Source organism: Micromonospora sp. NPDC049048 (assembly GCF_043197615.1).
GTDB lineage: Bacteria > Actinomycetota > Actinomycetes > Mycobacteriales > Micromonosporaceae > Micromonospora.
Map to the genome: position 1 here is coordinate 112,974 of NZ_JBICTM010000004.1, position 15,226 is coordinate 128,199.

Consider the following 15,226-nt stretch of genomic DNA (forward strand, 5'->3'; position numbering starts at 1 on the left):
TCAGGGACGCTCGGGGAGGTTCCAGGACAGGACGGCGCCGCCGGTACCCCAGATCGGGCCGTACGAGTGCAGCTGCGCCGGGCCGCTCGCGACGCCGGTCCCGGCGGCGAACGCGAGGGCCCGGAACTGGCTGTCCGCCTGGGCCTGCCGGGCGTAGTCCTCGCGGATGGCGAGCACCTCGTCGACCTTGCCGGCGGTCAGCAGGTCGAGTACACGGGTGTTCCACTGTTCGTGCGCGGGTGCGCCGATGTGGTCCTGCCCGGGTTCGATCCACTGCTGGATCAGGCCGGAGGACAGGCCGCTCACGACCACGACGGCGGCGCGTACGCCGGCCTCGCGGGCGACGGCGGCACCGGCCCGGCCGACGTCAGCGAGGGTGTCGGCGTCGGCGTACAGGTTGCAGGAGACCTGCGCCCAGCGCAGCTTGCGCTCCGGGTCGAGCAGCGCCGAGGTGACGATGGTGCCGGTGTCGATGGGGAAGCCCTCGTAGCGGGTGCGGCGCGCCTGCTTGCCGTCGGCCTGCACCCGGTCGGCCCACCGTTCGGTGAACTCCACGTCGAAGCGCAGGTCGTAGCGGTGCAGGCCGTAGTCGTAGGCGTACCAGTTCTCGTCGACGTGTTCGCCGCGCGGGTTGGGGTCGCACTGGAACTGGTGGCCGAGGACGGTGAACCACTGCGTGGACAGCAGCAGTACGACGTCCGGCTCCAGCCGGCGCAGTCGGTCTCCCACGTCGCGTGCCGCCGCGGCGAGTGCCGCCCAGCTCGGTGCGGGTTCCTTCGCCAGCAGGTGGGGCATGCCGGGCAGGAGCGCTCCGGCGACGATTCCGGTCCGGTCAGCCATGGGGACTCCCCTCGGGCAGCCACTCGACGACGGCGTTTCCGGTGCCGATGATCGTGCCGTAGCCGAGCACGTCACCGGCGACCTTGGGCCAGCCCATCGCGGCGAGCATCCAGGTGAGGCTGCCGGCCTTCGTCTCCGACGCGGTCGCCTCGATGTGTTCGGTGATGAGTTCCCGCAGCGGGGCGGTGGGTCCCCGGCGGATCGCCTCGAGCAGCTTCATGTCCCACCGGTACTGGTGGTTGTTGTACGGGTGTTCGCGTTCCATGTCCTCCGGCAGCGCCGGCTCCTCGTGCCAGTGCAGGTGCGACAGGGAGTTGGAGGCGAGCAGGACGGCGCGGCGGCCGGTGGCCTCGACGGCGCGGCGGGTGGCCTCGCCGAGCACCTCCATCTCCTCCAGCGACGCGTCGGAGTAGAAGTACGGGTTGTTGTTCGCCGACAGGGACACCACGGGGATGTCCCAGGCGGGGTTGGCCAGGTGCAGCGCGCCGATGGTGGCGTAGTCGACGCGTACCCGGGGGTCGCGCATCTTGCGGGTGACGAGGCCGAGGCCGCTGGCCTCGTCGGCGATGGCCTCGCCGAGTTCCACGTCGGTACGGAAGTCGTACCGGTAGCGGAAGAGGTGCGGGAAGATCGGCTCGACGGAGATGCCGCGCGGGTTCGGTGCGCAGTTGACGTGGTGGCCGACCATCGTGATCCAGTGCGGGGCGTGCACGATCAGCACGTCGGGGCGGTGCACTTCGCGGATGCGTTTGCGCAGTCGCTCGTAGGCCCAGCGCAGGGTTTCCCAGCCGCCGGTGGAGCGGGGTTCGTTCTGCGGCGGGTTCTCCGCGTAGATCAGGTGGGGCGGGTGCGGGCTGAGGCAGCCGGCGACGATGCCGGCGCGGGCCGGCGCGGGCTGCGGGGCGGGGGCGCTGCCGGTGCCGGTCGCGGTGCGGGCGGTGGCTGTCGGCACCGGCACGCGGAAGACTCTGCTCATGACCGTTCCTCCCCGGTGAGGACGCGCACGTACGCGCGGTGTTCGGTGCTGGTGCCGAGGATCTGCATCCCGTCGTCGTCGAGGGCCAGCTCGTCGGCGGCGAGCGTGGTGTCGTGCCGCAGCCAGGCCCGCAGTGGGGCCGGGTGCACGCCGTGCAGTTCGACGAGGCTTTCCTCGGCCAGGCCGCTGCCGGGTGCGACGTAGGCCAGTCGGCGCTGGCCGCGCCGCCCGGTGTAGGCGGGCCGGTCGGTGGTGGTGAGGCGCAGCCAGTTCCGCTCGTTGCGCAGCCGTTGGCGCTCCTCGGCGGTGGCGGCGCGGTCGACGTCTCCGGCGGCGTCGAGGTGCACGCCATAGCGCTGGCGGGCCTCGTCGCCGGTCAGGTAGTCCTGGCGGACGTCCTCGGCGACGGCTTCGGGCTCGCGGTCCAGCGGGTCTCCCCAGCCGCCGCCACCGGCGGACTCCATCACCAGGACGTCGCCGGCGCGCATGGGGAAGCCGGCGACCTTGCCGGGGGTGTCGAAGTCGACCCGCTGGCCGTCGGCGCGGCGCAGGTGGGTGACCGTCGGGGCGCCCGGGCCGCCGTGGCGCAGCCCGTACGGGGGGACGGTGGTGCGGTCGGTCTGCACGGAGTACGCCCCGCCGCTGGCCAGCAGCCGGGTCTCCCGCCGGCTGCCGAGGCCGCCCCGGTGGGTACCGTCGCCGCAGGATCCGGCGCGCAGCTCGCACGCCTCGACGAGGATCGGGATCTCGGTTTCCAGCCGCTCGACGGACTGGATGGTGGAGATGTCGCCGAGGTCGACGGGGTTCATCGCGCTGGGGCCGTCGGATTCGAGGAATCCGCCGTTGCCTCCGGCCGGGTAGTCGTAGTACAGGTAGGGCTGTCCGGTGTGCTCGTCCACGCCGCCGATGAGGTTCTGGAAGGTGGTGCCGAACTGGTCGGCGGCGATGAGGTCGGGTGCGACCTGGCTCAACGCGGCCATCACGGCGGAGATGACCCGCTTGCGGACCTCGCTGTGGGCGTTGGCCGGGGCGGGGTAGCTGACGTGCACCACCGTGCCGGGCTCGGTGAGCACGCGCAGCGGTCGGAACGCCCCGTGGTTGACCAGTCCGCCGGGGTCGAGGGCGGACTTGACCGCGATGAAAACGCCGGCGACGGTCATCGCCCGCGACGAGTTGACCACTGCGGCGACCTGGTGGGAGGAGCCCCGGAAGTCGGCTTCGATCTCGTCGCCGTCGACGGTCAGCCGGCAGCGGACGATCGCGGCGTCGTAGTCGTTGTCGGTGTAGAGGTCGAGGTAGTCCTCGTAGCGGTAGGTGCCGTCGGGCAGCGCGCGGATCATGTCCCGCAGGCGCTGCTCGGTGCGGTCCATGTTGGCCGTCACGCAGTCGAGGATCATGTCGGTGCCGTACCGGTCGACGAGTTCGCGCAGCCGGCGTTCGGCGGTGTGGCAGGCGGCGATGCTGGATTCGAGGTCGCCGCGGCGTTCCTCGGCCATGCGGACGTTGGCGAAGAGGATGTCGAAGGCGGCCCGGTTCGGGCGGCCTTCCTCGATCAGCTTGATCGGCGGGATCCGCAGCCCTTCCTGGAGGATCTCGGTGGCCTGGCCCGACACGCTGCCGGGGGTCATGCCGCCGATGTCGGCCCAGTGCATCCGGACGCAGGGGAAGAGGAACATCTGTTCGCCGACGAAGACCGGGCTGATCAGGGTGACGTCGTTGAGGTGGCTGCCGCCCCGGTACGGGTCGTTGACGATGTAGAGGTCACCCGGGCGCATCTCGGCGGCGAAGTCGGCGAAGATCTCGGCGACCGAGGCCGGCATGGCGATGACGTGCCCCGGCATGTCCCGTCCCTGGGCGACCATCTGCCCGGAGGGGTCGAAGAGCGCGCAGGAGAAGTCCTGGGCGTCGGCGATCACCGGCGAGTGCGCCGTACGGAAGATCGTCTGTCGCATCTCCCGGACGATCGAGATGAGACTTTCGGTGACGACTTCCAGGTCGATCGGATTCACAGTCATGCGGATGCCTCACTGATTTCCGGTGTCGGTCCGTGTCTGCCGCCGGACCGGGGCCCGGGCTGGTTCGGGGCGGGTGCTCCACCGTGCGGTGGGCCGCTGCGCAGTGGACCGTCGCGCGGTGGACCACCATGCAATGGACCATCATGTGGTCCTAGAGTTATATTATGAAACCTAGCAGCCGGAAAGGCAGGGAAGCAAGATGCCGTACGCCACTGACCCGACGCCCGAGGAGGGCGTCGCCCCCCGCGAGTCGGGCACCCAGGCGCTCGACCGCGCCCTGGGCGTGCTGCTGGCCTTCCGGGGCGACGCCATCGAACGCAAGGTCAGCGACGTCAGCCGCGAACTGGGCCTGCACAAGTCCACGGCCAGCCGACTGTTCCGCGCGCTGGCCGACGCCGGCTTCCTGCAACGCAACGAGGAGAACGGCACCTACCGGCTCGGCGTCGCCGTCTTCGAGCTGGGCGCCCGCTTCCTCGCCGGCATCGACCTGCACGCGCTGGCCCGCCCGCTGCTGCACCAGCTCGCCGAGCAGGAGGGCGAGAGCGTCAACCTCGCCATCCTGGAAGGCTCCGACGCCCTCTCGCTCTACGTGGTCCAGGGCACCCGCAACGTGCAACTCGTCTCCCGGCTCGGCCGACGCATCCCCCTGTGGTGCAGCGCGGCCGGCAAGGCCCTGCTCATCGACCACGACGACGACGCCCTGCGCGCCCTGCTCGCCACCGTGCCGTTCACGGCGCTGACCAGCGAGACCATCACCGACCTGGACACCTTCGTGGCGCACATGGCCACCGTCCGGCAGCAGGGCTGGGCCCTCAACGACCAGGAGAGCGAACACGGGCTGCGGGTGGTGGCCGCCCCCGTACGCGACCGGCACGACCGGGTGACCGCGGCCATCAGCATCTCCGGGCCGATCTTCCGCCTCGACGACGCCCGCACCCGGGAACTCGCCGACGCCGCCTGCCGCACCGCCGCCGAACTGTCCCGACAGCTCGGCCACGGCTTCGGCGACCGGTGGGGCGACTGACCGCACCGCCCACGAACCGGTCACCACAGGCCCCCGCCGTCGCGCCGGCACCACGTCAGGTGCCGGCGGCGGCGCAGTGCGGCGCACACCGTCAGAACCGCTCCTGGGTGACCTCGGGCAGGACCCGCACGTGCAGCACCGCCGGCCCGGTCACCGGCAGCACCGCGTCGAACGCCGCCTCGGCGCTCGCCTCGTCGGTGACCGTCCACGCCGGCACGCCCAAAGACCGGGCCACCGCAGCCAAATCCCGAGCCGGGAACCGGGCCAACGCCGGGTCGACCCCACGCGGGCCGAACTTGCGCACCTCCGCGCCGTAGCCACCGTCGTCAAGGACCACCAGCAGCACCGGCGCCCCCACCCGGGCCAGCGTGTCCAGCTCACCGAGACCGGTGAGCAGGCTGCCGTCGCCCTCGAACGCGACCACCGGCCGGTCCGCACGGCCCACCCCCGCCCCGACGGCATACGGCAGGCCGACCCCGATGCTGCCGAACTCCCAGGGCGCGATGAACGCGCGGTCCACGGCCGACGAGTCGAGCAGCAGATTGGGCCAGCCGCCGAACTGCCCCACCCCGACCACGGTGGTACGCCGGGCCGGCAACCGCCGGGCGCAGACCCGCAGGAACGCGCGGGGGTCGATCGCCGCCGGACCCTCGACGAACTCGATGCCATCGAACGGGTCGGCCGCGGCGATCTCCCGGGCCAGGGCGGAGCTGCGCCAGTCCGGACGCTCGATCGTGTCGAGCAGGGCCGTCACGGCCCGCGCGGTGGCCGCCGCGTCCCCGACGATCCCCACGTCGACCGGCCAGCGCGCCCCCAGCGCCCGCGCGTCGACGTCGACCGCGACCACCCGCGCCCCGGCAAAGAGCGCGCCGTGGTCGGCGGTCCACCGGTTGAGTCCGGCCCCGAAGGTGACCACCAGGTCCGCCTCGGCCAGCACCCGCCGGGTGAGCGGCCGGGCCAGTCCCCCGGCCACCCCGAGGTGGTACGGGTGGCCGGCGAAGAGCCCGGCGGCCAGCACGGTGGTGGCGAGCACCGCGCCGCACCGGTCGGCGAGGTGGCGTACGTCGTCGGCCGCCGCCTCGGCGCCCCGCCCGGCCAGCAGCACCGGGCGGCGGGCGGCAGCCAGCCGGCCGGCCAGGTCGGCGACCGCCGTGTCGGTGGGCGGCGTCGGCGCGGGCCGGTGCGTCACCGCGCGGGCCGGCACGGGCGGGGCCCCGTCCGGCACCGGCTCGTCCTGCAGATCGATGGGCACGTCGAGGACCACCGGGCCGGGGCCCTCGGCGGCGGCCCGGAACGCCAGGCCGACGTCGCGGGCCGCCGTGGCCGGCGCCGTCACGGGCACGAACGCCCCGGCGGTGGCCAGCGCGAACGGCTGCTGCGGGAAGCTCTGCACGTGCAACGGATCGCCGGGCGGGGTGTCGCCGGCGATCAGCACCAGCGGGGTGCGGGCCTGCCGGGCGATGGTCAACGCGGCGCCCGCGACCGCCAGGCCGGGACCCTGGGTCACGGTGACGACGCCGCACCGGCCCGTGGCGCGGGCCCAACCGTCGGCCATCATCACCGCGGCGTTCTCGTTGCGGGCCGCCACGAACCGGACGCCGTGGCGCTGGACCAGGTCCGCGACCAGGAACATGTTGGCGTCGCCGAGCAGCCCGAAGATCGTGTCGACCCCCTGCGCCACGACGGCGTCGGCGATCGCCTCGCCGGCCCTCACTCGGACCTCTTGGCGAGGTAGTCACCGGCGGGGCGCAGCGCCACGCTCAGCGCGCCCAGGTAGGAGTCGTTGGCGGCGGCCTCGAAGCGGGGCCCGGCCAGGCGGGCGGCCCGCTTGGTCATCGACCGCCCGACCGCCGAGGTGGCCAGCAGCCGGTCGGCGATCCCGGTCGCGGCGTCGGCGAGCCGCCCCGGGGGCACCACGTCGGTCACCAGCCGCAGGGCGCGCAGTTCGTCGGCGGGGATCCGCTCGCCGAGCAGCAGCCAGCGCTTGGCCAGGTCGGCGCCGACGAGGTCGGCGAGGATCGCCATGCCGCTCCAGGTCAGCGGGATGCCGAAGCCCACCTCCGGGAAGGTCGCGAAGCAGGTGTCGGCGGCCACCCGCAGGTCGCTGGCCAGGCCGAGGACGGCGCCGGAGCCGATGGCCGGGCCGTTGAACGCTGTGACGGTGGTCTGTTCCAGCCGGTACCAGCGTTCGACCAGCTCGGCGGTGCGCCGCTGCACCGACATCGTGGCCCGGGCGTCGAGGGTGGCCAGCTCGTGCAAATCGGTGCCGGCGCAGAACGCGGTGCCGGCACCGGTGAGCACGACGACCTCGGTCCCCTCGTCGCGGGACAGCTCGTGCAGCACGTCCTCGAAACGGGCGAGCATCGCCAGGTCGAAGCTGTTGCGCCGGGCGGGCCGGTTCAGCGTCACCCGGGCCAGCCGGCCGTCGCGGTGCAACAGCACGGACTCCTCGGCACGGTGGGCGTCGGTCATGGCGACTCCGAATTCAGTAGGGCGCGGTCGACCAGCGCGGCGGCATGGCCGACGTACGACAGCGGATCCAGCAGGCCGGCGAGCTCGGCCGCGGGCAGGGCGGCGGCCACCTGCGGGTCGGCGCGCAGCGTCTCGGCGAACGGGCGCCCCTGCTCGAGGCTGTCGCGGACGATCCGCATGACCAGGTGGTGGGCCTGTTCCCGGCCGAGCGGGCCGGCCAGGCGCAGCATCACCGCCTCGGAGAGCACCAGCCCGCCGGTGAGGTCGAGGTTGGCGCGCATCCGGTCGGGGTTGACGCCGAGGTCACCGAAGACGTCGACCAGTCGCTGCAACGCGCCACCCAGCAGGATGAAACACTCCGGCAGCAGCTTCCACAGCGTCATCCCGACGCCCATGTCCCGGTCGTCCTGGGCGACCATGGTCTGCAACGCCAGCGGCACCTGGGCCCGCAGGGTGCCGGCGGCGGCGATCACCGCCTCGCAGCGGATCGGGTTGCGCTTGTGCGGCATCGTGCTGCTGCCGACCTGGGTGGCCCGCTGCGACTCGTACGCCTCACCGACCTCCGTACGGCCGAGGAAGTAGACCTCCCGGGCCAGCTTCTCGGCGCTGGCCGCGACGAGACCGAAGACCATCAGGCACTCGGCGAAGCGGTCCTGGGTGGCGTGCCAGGGGGTGGCGGCGACGCCGAGCCCCAGGTCAGCGGCGACGGCCTGCTCCAGCGCGAACGCCTGCGCGCCGTAGCCGGCCATCGTGCCGGCCGCGCCGCCCATGCTCGTCACCAGCAGCCGCTGGCGCAGTTGCCGCAACCGGACGCGGTGGCGTTGCAACTCGTCCTGCCACACGGCGCAGCGCAGGCCGAAGGTGGTCGGCAGCGCCTGCTGGCCGTGGGTGCGGGCGGCCATCGGGGTGGCGCGGTGCCGCAGCGCCAGCCGCCGCAGCGCCCGGACCAGCTCGTCGACCTGCCGCTGCACGATGTCCAGGCCGTCGCGGGCCCGCAGGACGAAGCCCGTGTCCATCACGTCCTGGGTGGTGGCACCCAGGTGGACGTAGCGACCGGCGTCGCCGGGGCAGGCGGCCGTGAGCGCGCGTACCAGCGGCACCAGCGGGTGCACGGTGTCGGCGGCGTCGGCGGCGAGCACCGCCGTGTCGAGCCGGTCGACGCGGGCCGCCTCGGTGATCGCCTGCGCGGCGGCCGACGGGATGATGCCCAGCTTCGCCTGCCCCCGGGCGAGGGCGGCCTCGACGTCGAGCCAGGACTGCATGAGCTGGCGGTCGTTGAAGACGCCACGCATCTCGGCGTTGCCGAAGAAGCTGGTGACGGTGAGCGAGTCCAGGAAGCACGATCCGAGCTGCATCAGCGTTCCTCCCCCGCAGCGTCGAGCAGGTCCCGCGCGGCCCGCCGGTCGACCTTCCCGGACGGCAGCAGCGGCAGGTCGGCGACGGTACGGATCAGGGTCGGCACCTTGTGCCGGGCCAGCCGTTCGGTGGCGGTACGGGTGAGCCGGTCGACGTCGCAGTGCCCACCCGGGACGGTCACGACCAGCGCCGCGATCTCCTCGCCCCAGCGGGTCGACGGCACGCCGAGCACGCACACCCGGGCCACGGCCGGGTCGTCGGCGAGGACGGCCTCCACCTCGGCGGGGTGCACGTTCTCGCCGCCACGGATGATCAGCTCCTTGATCCGGCCCGCCAGGGTGAGGACCCGGTCGCCGGTCAGCGCGCCCAGGTCGCCGGTGCGCAGCCAGCCGTCGCTGGTGATCGTGGCGGCGGTGGTGGCCGGGTCGTCGACGTAGCCGCAGGTGACCGAGCTGCCGCGTACCAGCAGCTCGCCGACCTGCCCGGCGGGCAGCGGGGTGCGGGTGGCGGGGTCGACCACGGTGGCCTCCAGCGCCGGCAGGACGCGTCCGACGGTGTGCCCGGGTGCCCCGCAGCTCCCGTCGCCGGGGTCCAGGCTGATCGTCGGGCCGGCCTCGGTCTGCCCGTAGACGACCGCCACCCGGTCCAGGCCGAGCACCCGCCGGGTGCGGGTGAGCAGCGCCGGGGCGCAGGCGGCGCCGCCGAGGAAGCCGACCCGCAACGACGACAGGTCCCAGCGCCCGGGGTCCTGCTCGACGCGGTCGGTGAGCATCGAGGCCATGGTGGGTACGGCCTGCAGGACCGTGCACGCGTGCCGCTCGATCTGGTCGAGGACCGGCTCGGTGCGGAACCTGCGGGTGGAGACCCACAGCGCGCCGGTCACGAGCGCCAGCATCGCCCCGCTGCCGAGCCCCGCCGCGTGGGCCAGGGGCAGCGGCGAGGCGATCCGGTCGTCGGCGCGCAGCCGGGCCGCCTCGGCCGTCCAGGCCGCGTTGGCCAGCAGGTTGGCCGCGCTCAGCGACACCATCTTGGCCGGGCCGGTGGAGCCGGAGGTGAACTGGATGTTGCAGGCGGCGTCCGGGTCACCGACGGGCGGCGGGACCGGGTCGTCCCAGCCGGGCAGTCCCGCCAGCGCCGCCGCGCCCAGGTCGGCGCCGAGAACGTGCCAGCCGTCCGGGCGCTCGCCGGGCGGCAACGCCGCCAGGGCCTGCGTGACGGTGGACGGGCCGTTCCGGTCGCGTACCCGCTCGGCGGCGTAGAGGCGCCGTGGCCGGCTGCGGGCCAGCGCCGAGGTCAGCTCGGGCCCGGTGAGGCCGGGGTGCAGGGTGGTCAGGGCGGCGCCCCGCCAGGCCGCGGCGGCCAGCAGCACCAGCCAGGCCAGCCCGTTCTCGGACCACACCGCGATCCGGTCGCCACGGCCGACGCCCTGGGCCGCCAGGACGGCCGCCGCCCGGCCGGCGAGGTCGGCGAACTCCCCCGTGGTCACGGGTCGGCCCGGATCGTCGAAGACGTACAGGGCGCGGTCCGGGTCCCGGGCGGCGCGGTCCAGCACGGTGAGGTCGAGGGCGGGCGGGGTCACGGATCACTCCTTGGTCAGCAGCAGGTTTCCGTGGTCGTCGACGGTGGCGCTCCATCCGCCGCCGACGACGGTGGTGCTGCCGTTCTCGCGGACGACGGCGGGACCGGCGACGGCGCAGCCGGGCCCCAGGTCGGCACGGCGCCACACCGTCGCCTCGACCCAGCCGCCCGGGCGGTAGAGGCGGGTCCGGCCGGGCTCCACCGGGCCGCCGGCGGGGGCGGCGAAGCGTACCGCCGGGCGGGGCCCGAACGCGGTGAGCCGGCAGTTGACGATCTCGGCCGGGTGGTCGGAGCGGGTGTAGGCGTACCGCTCGGCGTAGGCGGCGTGGAAGGCCGTCACCAGCTCGTCGGCGGTGGCCGGCAGCTCGGGCAGGGCGACGGCGAGGTCGAAGCTCTGCCCCCGGAACCGCATGCCGACCGACAGACCGAAGCTGACCTGGTCCGGCTCCACGCCGTCCTCGGCCTTGAGCTGGGCCAGGGCGGCGTCGCGCAGGTCGGCCAGGGCCGCCCGGACGGCCGCCAGGCCGTCGTCGTCGGCCGGCACCAGCACGGTACGGACGTAGTCGTGGCGGGCCTGGGCGGTGACGAAGCCGAGCGCGGAGAAGTTGCCCGGCACCGGCGGCACCAGGACCCGACGGATGCCGAGCTCGTCGGCGAGGTCGGTGGCGTGCATCGGGCCGGCGCCACCGAAGGGCATCAGCACGAAGTCGCGCGGGTCGTGGCCGCAGGCCACGGAGATCTCCTTGATGGCGCTGGTCATCTTGACCGTGGCGAGGGTGAGGATGCCGTGCGCCAGTTCCAGCTCGTCGAGACCGAACGTGCCGGCCAGCCCCGCCAGGGCCGTACGGGCGGCGTCGGCGTCGAGGGGCACCTCACCGCCGAGGCTCTCCTGCGGGTCGAGGTGACCGACGAGCAGGTGCGCGTCGGTGGTGGTCGGCTCGGTGCCGCCCCGGCCGTAGGCGGCCGGGCCGGGGGTCGATCCGGCGCTGCGCGGCCCGACCCGCAGTTCCCCGCCCAGGTCGCGCCAGGCGATCGAGCCGCCACCGGCGCCGATGGTGTTGATCTCCACCTGGAACGTCCGGTTCGGGTAGCCGGCGATCTTCCCGTCGTTGGTCATCAACGGGGTGCCGTTCTTGATCAGGCAGACGTCCGTGCTGGTGCCGCCGATGTCGCAGGTGATGACGTTCGGGTAGCCGGCCAGCGTGGCCAGGTGCACGGTGGCGGCGACCCCGCCGGCGGGCCCGGAGAGGGCCAGGTTGATCGGCAGCCGGCCGGCCTCGTCGGTGGAGACGACACCGCCGCTGCTCGTCATGATCGACAGGGGGTGGGCGTAGCCGCCGTCGGCGAGGGCGTCGCCGAGCCCGCGCAGGTAGTCGGCGACGGTCGCCCGGACGCTGGCGTTGAGCACGGTGGTGGCGAAGCGCTCGTACTCGCCCTGCTCCGGCACCACGTCCGAGGAGACGGTGCAGACCAGGTCGGGGTAGCGCTCCGCCAGTCGCCGCGCCGCGGCCCGCTCGTGGGCGGGATTGCGGTACGAGTGCAGCAGGCACACCGCCACCGCCCGGGGGCCGGCGGCGGCCACCCGGTCGAGTGCCTCGTCCAGCTCGTCGACGTCGAGCGGACGCACGACGCTGCCGTCGGCGCCGATCCGCTCGCGCAGCACGTGCCGGTGCCGGCGTTCGACCAGCGGCGGCCGGGCGCTCTCCTTGACGCTATAGAGGCGCGGCCGGTGCCCGAGGCCCATCTCCAGCACGTCCCGGAAGCCCTCGGTGGCCAGCACGGACACCGGCTCGCCGGAGCCTTCGAGCAGCGCGTTCGTGACCCGGGTGGTGCCGTGCACGAACCGGTCGACCGTGTCCAGGCTGACGCCGAGCTTGGCCAGGCCCTCGAAGATGGCCGCCGCGGGGTCGTGCGGGGTCGAGAGGGTCTTGGCCTCGGCGAGCCGGGCGGTGGCCGGCTCGTAGACGATGACGTCGGTGAAGGTGCCACCGATGTCGACGCCGATGCAGAGCATGGCGAGCCTTTCGGGTAGGGGTGGATGGCGTCGGCGACGGGTCGGTCGCTAGAACGTGACGCCGTATCGGCGCAGGGTCCGTCCCGTGACCAGACGCAGGATCCAGTCGAAGAGGTAGCCGAGCAGGCCGAGGGCGATGATGCCCACGAAGACCCACTCCGTCTTGGCGTAGTTGCGGGCCGTCCAGATCAGCGATCCCAGGCCGCTCTGGGCGGCGACGATCTCGGCGGAGACGATCGTCAGGAACGAGTTGCCCATCGCCAGCCGGGCGCCGGTGACCACGTGCGGCACCGTCGACGGCAGCACGACCGAGACCAGGCTGCGTACGGGGCCGGCGCCGAGGGCACGGGCCGCCCGCATCCGGATCTCGTTGACCGACAGCACCCCGGCCAGGGTGTTGAGGGCGACGATGAAGACGGTGGTGTAGAAGATCAGCGCCACCTTCGACGCCTCCCCCGGCCCGAGCCAGATGATGGCCAGGGTGACGAAGGCGATCGGCGGCACGAAGCGGAAGAACTGGATGTAGGGGTCGAGCATCAGCCGCAGCCAGGGGATGCAGCCCATCAGCAGACCCATCGGTACGCCGATGAGCACGCCGAGCAGCCAGCCGGTGAGGATGCGGGTCGAGGACGCGCTGATCGAGTCCCACAGGGTGCCGTCGCGGACGAGTTCGACCGCGCCGTCGAGGGTGAGCCGCGGCGAGGGCAGGAAGAAGGCGGTGTAGTTGCGGCTGACCAGGTCCCAGATCAGCACGCCGAGCACCACCGACAGCACCGACAGCCCGACCCGGGTCAGTCGGGGCCAGCGGTTGCGGCGCGGGCCGGCGGTGGCCGCCGCCCGGGTGCGGTCGGGGACGGTGGGTGCCTCGACGGTCATCGCCCCTCCCTCCGGTCGTCGTCGGCGCGGTGCGCGCCGGGCCGGCCGTCGTGGCCGTCGTCGAGTCCCTGGGCGCGCAGCGTCCGGGCCACCTCGGCGCCGATGTCCTCGCGCAGCTCCCGGAAGAGCTCCGCGCAGGCCGGGTCGGTCAGGTCACGGGGCCGGGGCAGGTCACAGCGGTAGTCCTTCTTGATCGCCGCCGACGGTCCCGCCGTCATCGTGACGATCCGGTCGCCGAGCAGGATCGCCTCGCCGATGTCGTGGGTGACGAAGACGATCGTGGCCCCGGTCTCGCGCCAGATCCGGTCGAGTTCGACCTGCATCACCAGCCGGGTCTGGGCGTCCAGCGCGCCGAACGGCTCGTCCATCAGCACGACCGAAGGGTCGTTGGCCAGGACCCGGGCGAGCTGGGCCCGCTGGCGCATGCCGCCGGAGAGCTGCTCGGGGAACCGCTCGGCGCTGTGCGCGAGGCCGACCATCGCCAGGTACCGGTCGACGACCGCGTCGCGCTGGGCCTTGGGCACGCCGCGCATCTGCGGCCCGAAGGCGACGTTCTGTCGTACGGTCAGCCAGGGGAACAGCGCCTCGGCGCTCTGGAAGACCACGCCTCGCGACACGTCCGGCCCGGTCACCGGTTCGCCGCCGCAGCTCACCTCGCCGGCCGCCGGGCGTACGAACCCGGCGACCGCGTTGAGCAGCGTGGACTTGCCGCAGCCGCTCGGCCCGAGCAGGCAGACGAGCTCACCGGCGGCGATGTCGAGGCTCGCGCCGCTGACGGCGACGAACTCACCGAAGCGGATGTCGACGTCGCGGATGCGGATCGGGGAGCCGGCGCGGTCGGCGGGTCGGCCGGCCGTGGGGGCGGGGGCGGTGCCGTTGACTGTCACGCCACTCCCTTGACCATGACGGCCGCCGGGTCCGCCTTCTGCGCGACGATCTTGCTGTCCTGCTGGAACTGGGCGATCTCGCCGTAGCGCTTGAGGTCCTCGTCGGTGAAGTCGCGGACCTGGCACTGGACGCCCTCCAGCAGCTTCTGCGCCTCCGCCGCCGGCACCTTGATGGCCTTCTCGGTGACGGTGCCCGCCTTGGCCGGGTCGCTGGTGAGCTGCTCGCACGCCTGGCCGATGGTCTGGACGACCTTCTTGGCGGCCTCCTTGTTGGCCTCGTACCAGGCGCCGTCGACCCCGATGACGAGGTTGTAGACGTAGCCGATGTCGCCGCTGGTCAGCAGGACCTTGCCGCCGTTGGCGACGCCGCGCGACGGCCACGGCTCCCACATGATGTAGCCGTCCACGTCGCCGCGCTGGAGCAGGGCCGGCATCTCGGCGGGAGAGGCGTTGACGAACTCGACGGACTCCCGGCTGATGCCGCGCGCCGCGAGGACCTTGTTGGTGGCGTACTCGTTGACCGTGCCGGGCACGACGCCGTACTTCTTGATGCCCGCCACGTCGGCGATGCCGGAGCGCGCCACGAGCTTGATGAAGCTCGGCGACTGCGAGAAGACCGCCAGGCCCTTGATGTCGCCGCGGGTGGCCCGGTTCAGCAGGCTCGACTCGGTGCTCGCGGTGATCTGGCCCTGCTTGGCCAGGATCGCGTCGAGGCCGCCGGTGCCCTCCTGGAACTGGGTGACCGTGACGTTCAGGCCGTTGGCCTGGAACAGCTTCTCCTGGTCGGCGAGGTAGATCGGGGAGTACGCCGGGTCGACGCCGACGCCGAAGTTGACCGCCACCGACGGGGCTGCCTCGCCTCCGCCGGACTCGGTCGGGCTCTGGTTCTCCGCGCAGGCCGCAACGGCGGCGGTCACCAGCAGGGCTGCTACCGCAGCGCGCAATGCTCGCATTCTCATGGCTACCCCAGATACCTAGCGGCTCATATTATGGTTACCGTTGCTTAATGTGGGACGCTACTGCCGAGCGGCGGGCGCAGTCAAGAGATTCGGCCTCACCTTCCTTGCGACAGACAGTAGCCGCGGGCTGGCTCCAGCCGACGGGGCCGAAGTCCGCCGCCGCAAACCGGAGTCCGATGAACACGCTGGACAAACGGGCCGATGCCGACCGACCGGACCGGCCGCCGGG

12 protein-coding genes are annotated in these 15,226 nt (G+C 73.2%); 1 reads left to right on the forward strand and 11 read right to left on the reverse strand.

Features of this window, described 5'->3' with window-relative positions; translation table 11 throughout:
• The 3 genes from ACGFIG_RS15240 to ACGFIG_RS15250 are packed head-to-tail and all read right to left on the reverse strand — an operon-like array spanning window position 1 to window position 3,831.
• Window positions 1-840 carry a 2-amino-5-chlorophenol 1,6-dioxygenase subunit alpha gene (locus tag ACGFIG_RS15240; protein ID WP_393003135.1) on the reverse strand — a complete coding sequence of 280 codons (840 nt, stop codon included), beginning with the start codon at window positions 838-840 and terminating at the stop codon, window positions 1-3.
• Window positions 833-1,816, reverse strand: a complete 984-nt coding sequence (locus ACGFIG_RS15245; protein WP_393003137.1) for a tRNA U-34 5-methylaminomethyl-2-thiouridine biosynthesis protein — start codon at window positions 1,814-1,816, stop codon at window positions 833-835. Before ACGFIG_RS15245 ends, ACGFIG_RS15240 begins: the two co-directional genes overlap by 8 nt.
• On the reverse strand, window positions 1,813-3,831 hold the full coding sequence (locus tag ACGFIG_RS15250) for a hydantoinase B/oxoprolinase family protein (RefSeq protein ID WP_393003139.1): 2,019 nt from the start codon (window positions 3,829-3,831) through the stop codon (window positions 1,813-1,815). The genes ACGFIG_RS15245 and ACGFIG_RS15250 overlap by 4 nt, the downstream gene beginning before the upstream one ends.
• 199 nt (window positions 3,832-4,030) lie before the next feature.
• Between ACGFIG_RS15250 and ACGFIG_RS15255 the strand changes: the two genes are divergently transcribed.
• Entirely contained in the window at window positions 4,031-4,855 is an 825-nt protein-coding gene (locus ACGFIG_RS15255; protein ID WP_393003141.1) for an IclR family transcriptional regulator, read from the forward strand.
• Between the two features lie 91 nt (window positions 4,856-4,946).
• Here the strand turns inward: ACGFIG_RS15255 and ACGFIG_RS15260 are convergent, their stop codons facing one another.
• From ACGFIG_RS15260 to ACGFIG_RS15295, 8 genes are read right to left on the reverse strand one after another with little or no spacing between them, the layout of a single operon-like run.
• Window positions 4,947-6,569 (reverse strand): thiamine pyrophosphate-binding protein, encoded by a 1,623-nt coding sequence (locus ACGFIG_RS15260; protein ID WP_393003143.1) that lies wholly within the window; start codon window positions 6,567-6,569, stop codon window positions 4,947-4,949.
• A complete protein-coding gene (locus ACGFIG_RS15265; RefSeq protein ID WP_393003145.1) occupies window positions 6,566-7,327 on the reverse strand; it encodes an enoyl-CoA hydratase/isomerase family protein in 762 nt (253 codons plus the stop codon). The genes ACGFIG_RS15260 and ACGFIG_RS15265 overlap by 4 nt, the downstream gene beginning before the upstream one ends.
• Entirely contained in the window at window positions 7,324-8,682 is a 1,359-nt protein-coding gene (purB, locus tag ACGFIG_RS15270) for an adenylosuccinate lyase (RefSeq protein WP_393003147.1), read from the reverse strand. Before purB ends, ACGFIG_RS15265 begins: the two co-directional genes overlap by 4 nt.
• Window positions 8,682-10,262, reverse strand: coding sequence for a class I adenylate-forming enzyme family protein (locus tag ACGFIG_RS15275; protein ID WP_393003149.1), 1,581 nt, complete (start codon window positions 10,260-10,262; stop codon window positions 8,682-8,684). Before ACGFIG_RS15275 ends, purB begins: the two co-directional genes overlap by 1 nt.
• A 3-nt stretch (window positions 10,263-10,265) precedes the next feature.
• Complete coding sequence (locus tag ACGFIG_RS15280) at window positions 10,266-12,275, reverse strand: hydantoinase/oxoprolinase family protein (protein WP_393003151.1); 2,010 nt, start codon at window positions 12,273-12,275, stop codon at window positions 10,266-10,268.
• A 48-nt stretch (window positions 12,276-12,323) separates the two neighbouring features.
• Entirely contained in the window at window positions 12,324-13,151 is an 828-nt protein-coding gene (locus ACGFIG_RS15285) for an ABC transporter permease (protein WP_393003153.1), read from the reverse strand.
• Window positions 13,148-14,038 (reverse strand): ABC transporter ATP-binding protein, encoded by an 891-nt coding sequence (locus ACGFIG_RS15290; RefSeq protein WP_393003155.1) that lies wholly within the window; start codon window positions 14,036-14,038, stop codon window positions 13,148-13,150. The genes ACGFIG_RS15285 and ACGFIG_RS15290 overlap by 4 nt, the downstream gene beginning before the upstream one ends.
• Window positions 14,035-14,991 carry an ABC transporter substrate-binding protein gene (locus ACGFIG_RS15295; protein ID WP_393003760.1) on the reverse strand — a complete coding sequence of 319 codons (957 nt, stop codon included), beginning with the start codon at window positions 14,989-14,991 and terminating at the stop codon, window positions 14,035-14,037. Before ACGFIG_RS15295 ends, ACGFIG_RS15290 begins: the two co-directional genes overlap by 4 nt.
• Between the last annotated feature and the right edge of the window lie 235 nt (window positions 14,992-15,226).

Bases quoted from the DNA above. Each gene is read 5' to 3' on its own strand.
- ACGFIG_RS15240 (WP_393003135.1), bottom strand. From the start codon at position 840: ATGGCTGACCGGACCGGAATCGTCGCCGGAGCGCTCCTGCCCGGCATG.
- ACGFIG_RS15245 (WP_393003137.1), bottom strand. From the start codon at position 1,816: ATGAGCAGAGTCTTCCGCGTGCCGGTGCCGACAGCCACCGCCCGCACC.
- ACGFIG_RS15250 (WP_393003139.1), bottom strand. From the start codon at position 3,831: ATGACTGTGAATCCGATCGACCTGGAAGTCGTCACCGAAAGTCTCATC.
- ACGFIG_RS15255 (WP_393003141.1), top strand. From the start codon at position 4,031: ATGCCGTACGCCACTGACCCGACGCCCGAGGAGGGCGTCGCCCCCCGC.
- ACGFIG_RS15265 (WP_393003145.1), bottom strand. From the start codon at position 7,327: ATGACCGACGCCCACCGTGCCGAGGAGTCCGTGCTGTTGCACCGCGAC.
- purB (WP_393003147.1), bottom strand. From the start codon at position 8,682: ATGCAGCTCGGATCGTGCTTCCTGGACTCGCTCACCGTCACCAGCTTC.
- ACGFIG_RS15280 (WP_393003151.1), bottom strand. From the start codon at position 12,275: ATGCTCTGCATCGGCGTCGACATCGGTGGCACCTTCACCGACGTCATC.
- ACGFIG_RS15285 (WP_393003153.1), bottom strand. From the start codon at position 13,151: ATGACCGTCGAGGCACCCACCGTCCCCGACCGCACCCGGGCGGCGGCC.
- ACGFIG_RS15295 (WP_393003760.1), bottom strand. From the start codon at position 14,991: ATGCGAGCATTGCGCGCTGCGGTAGCAGCCCTGCTGGTGACCGCCGCC.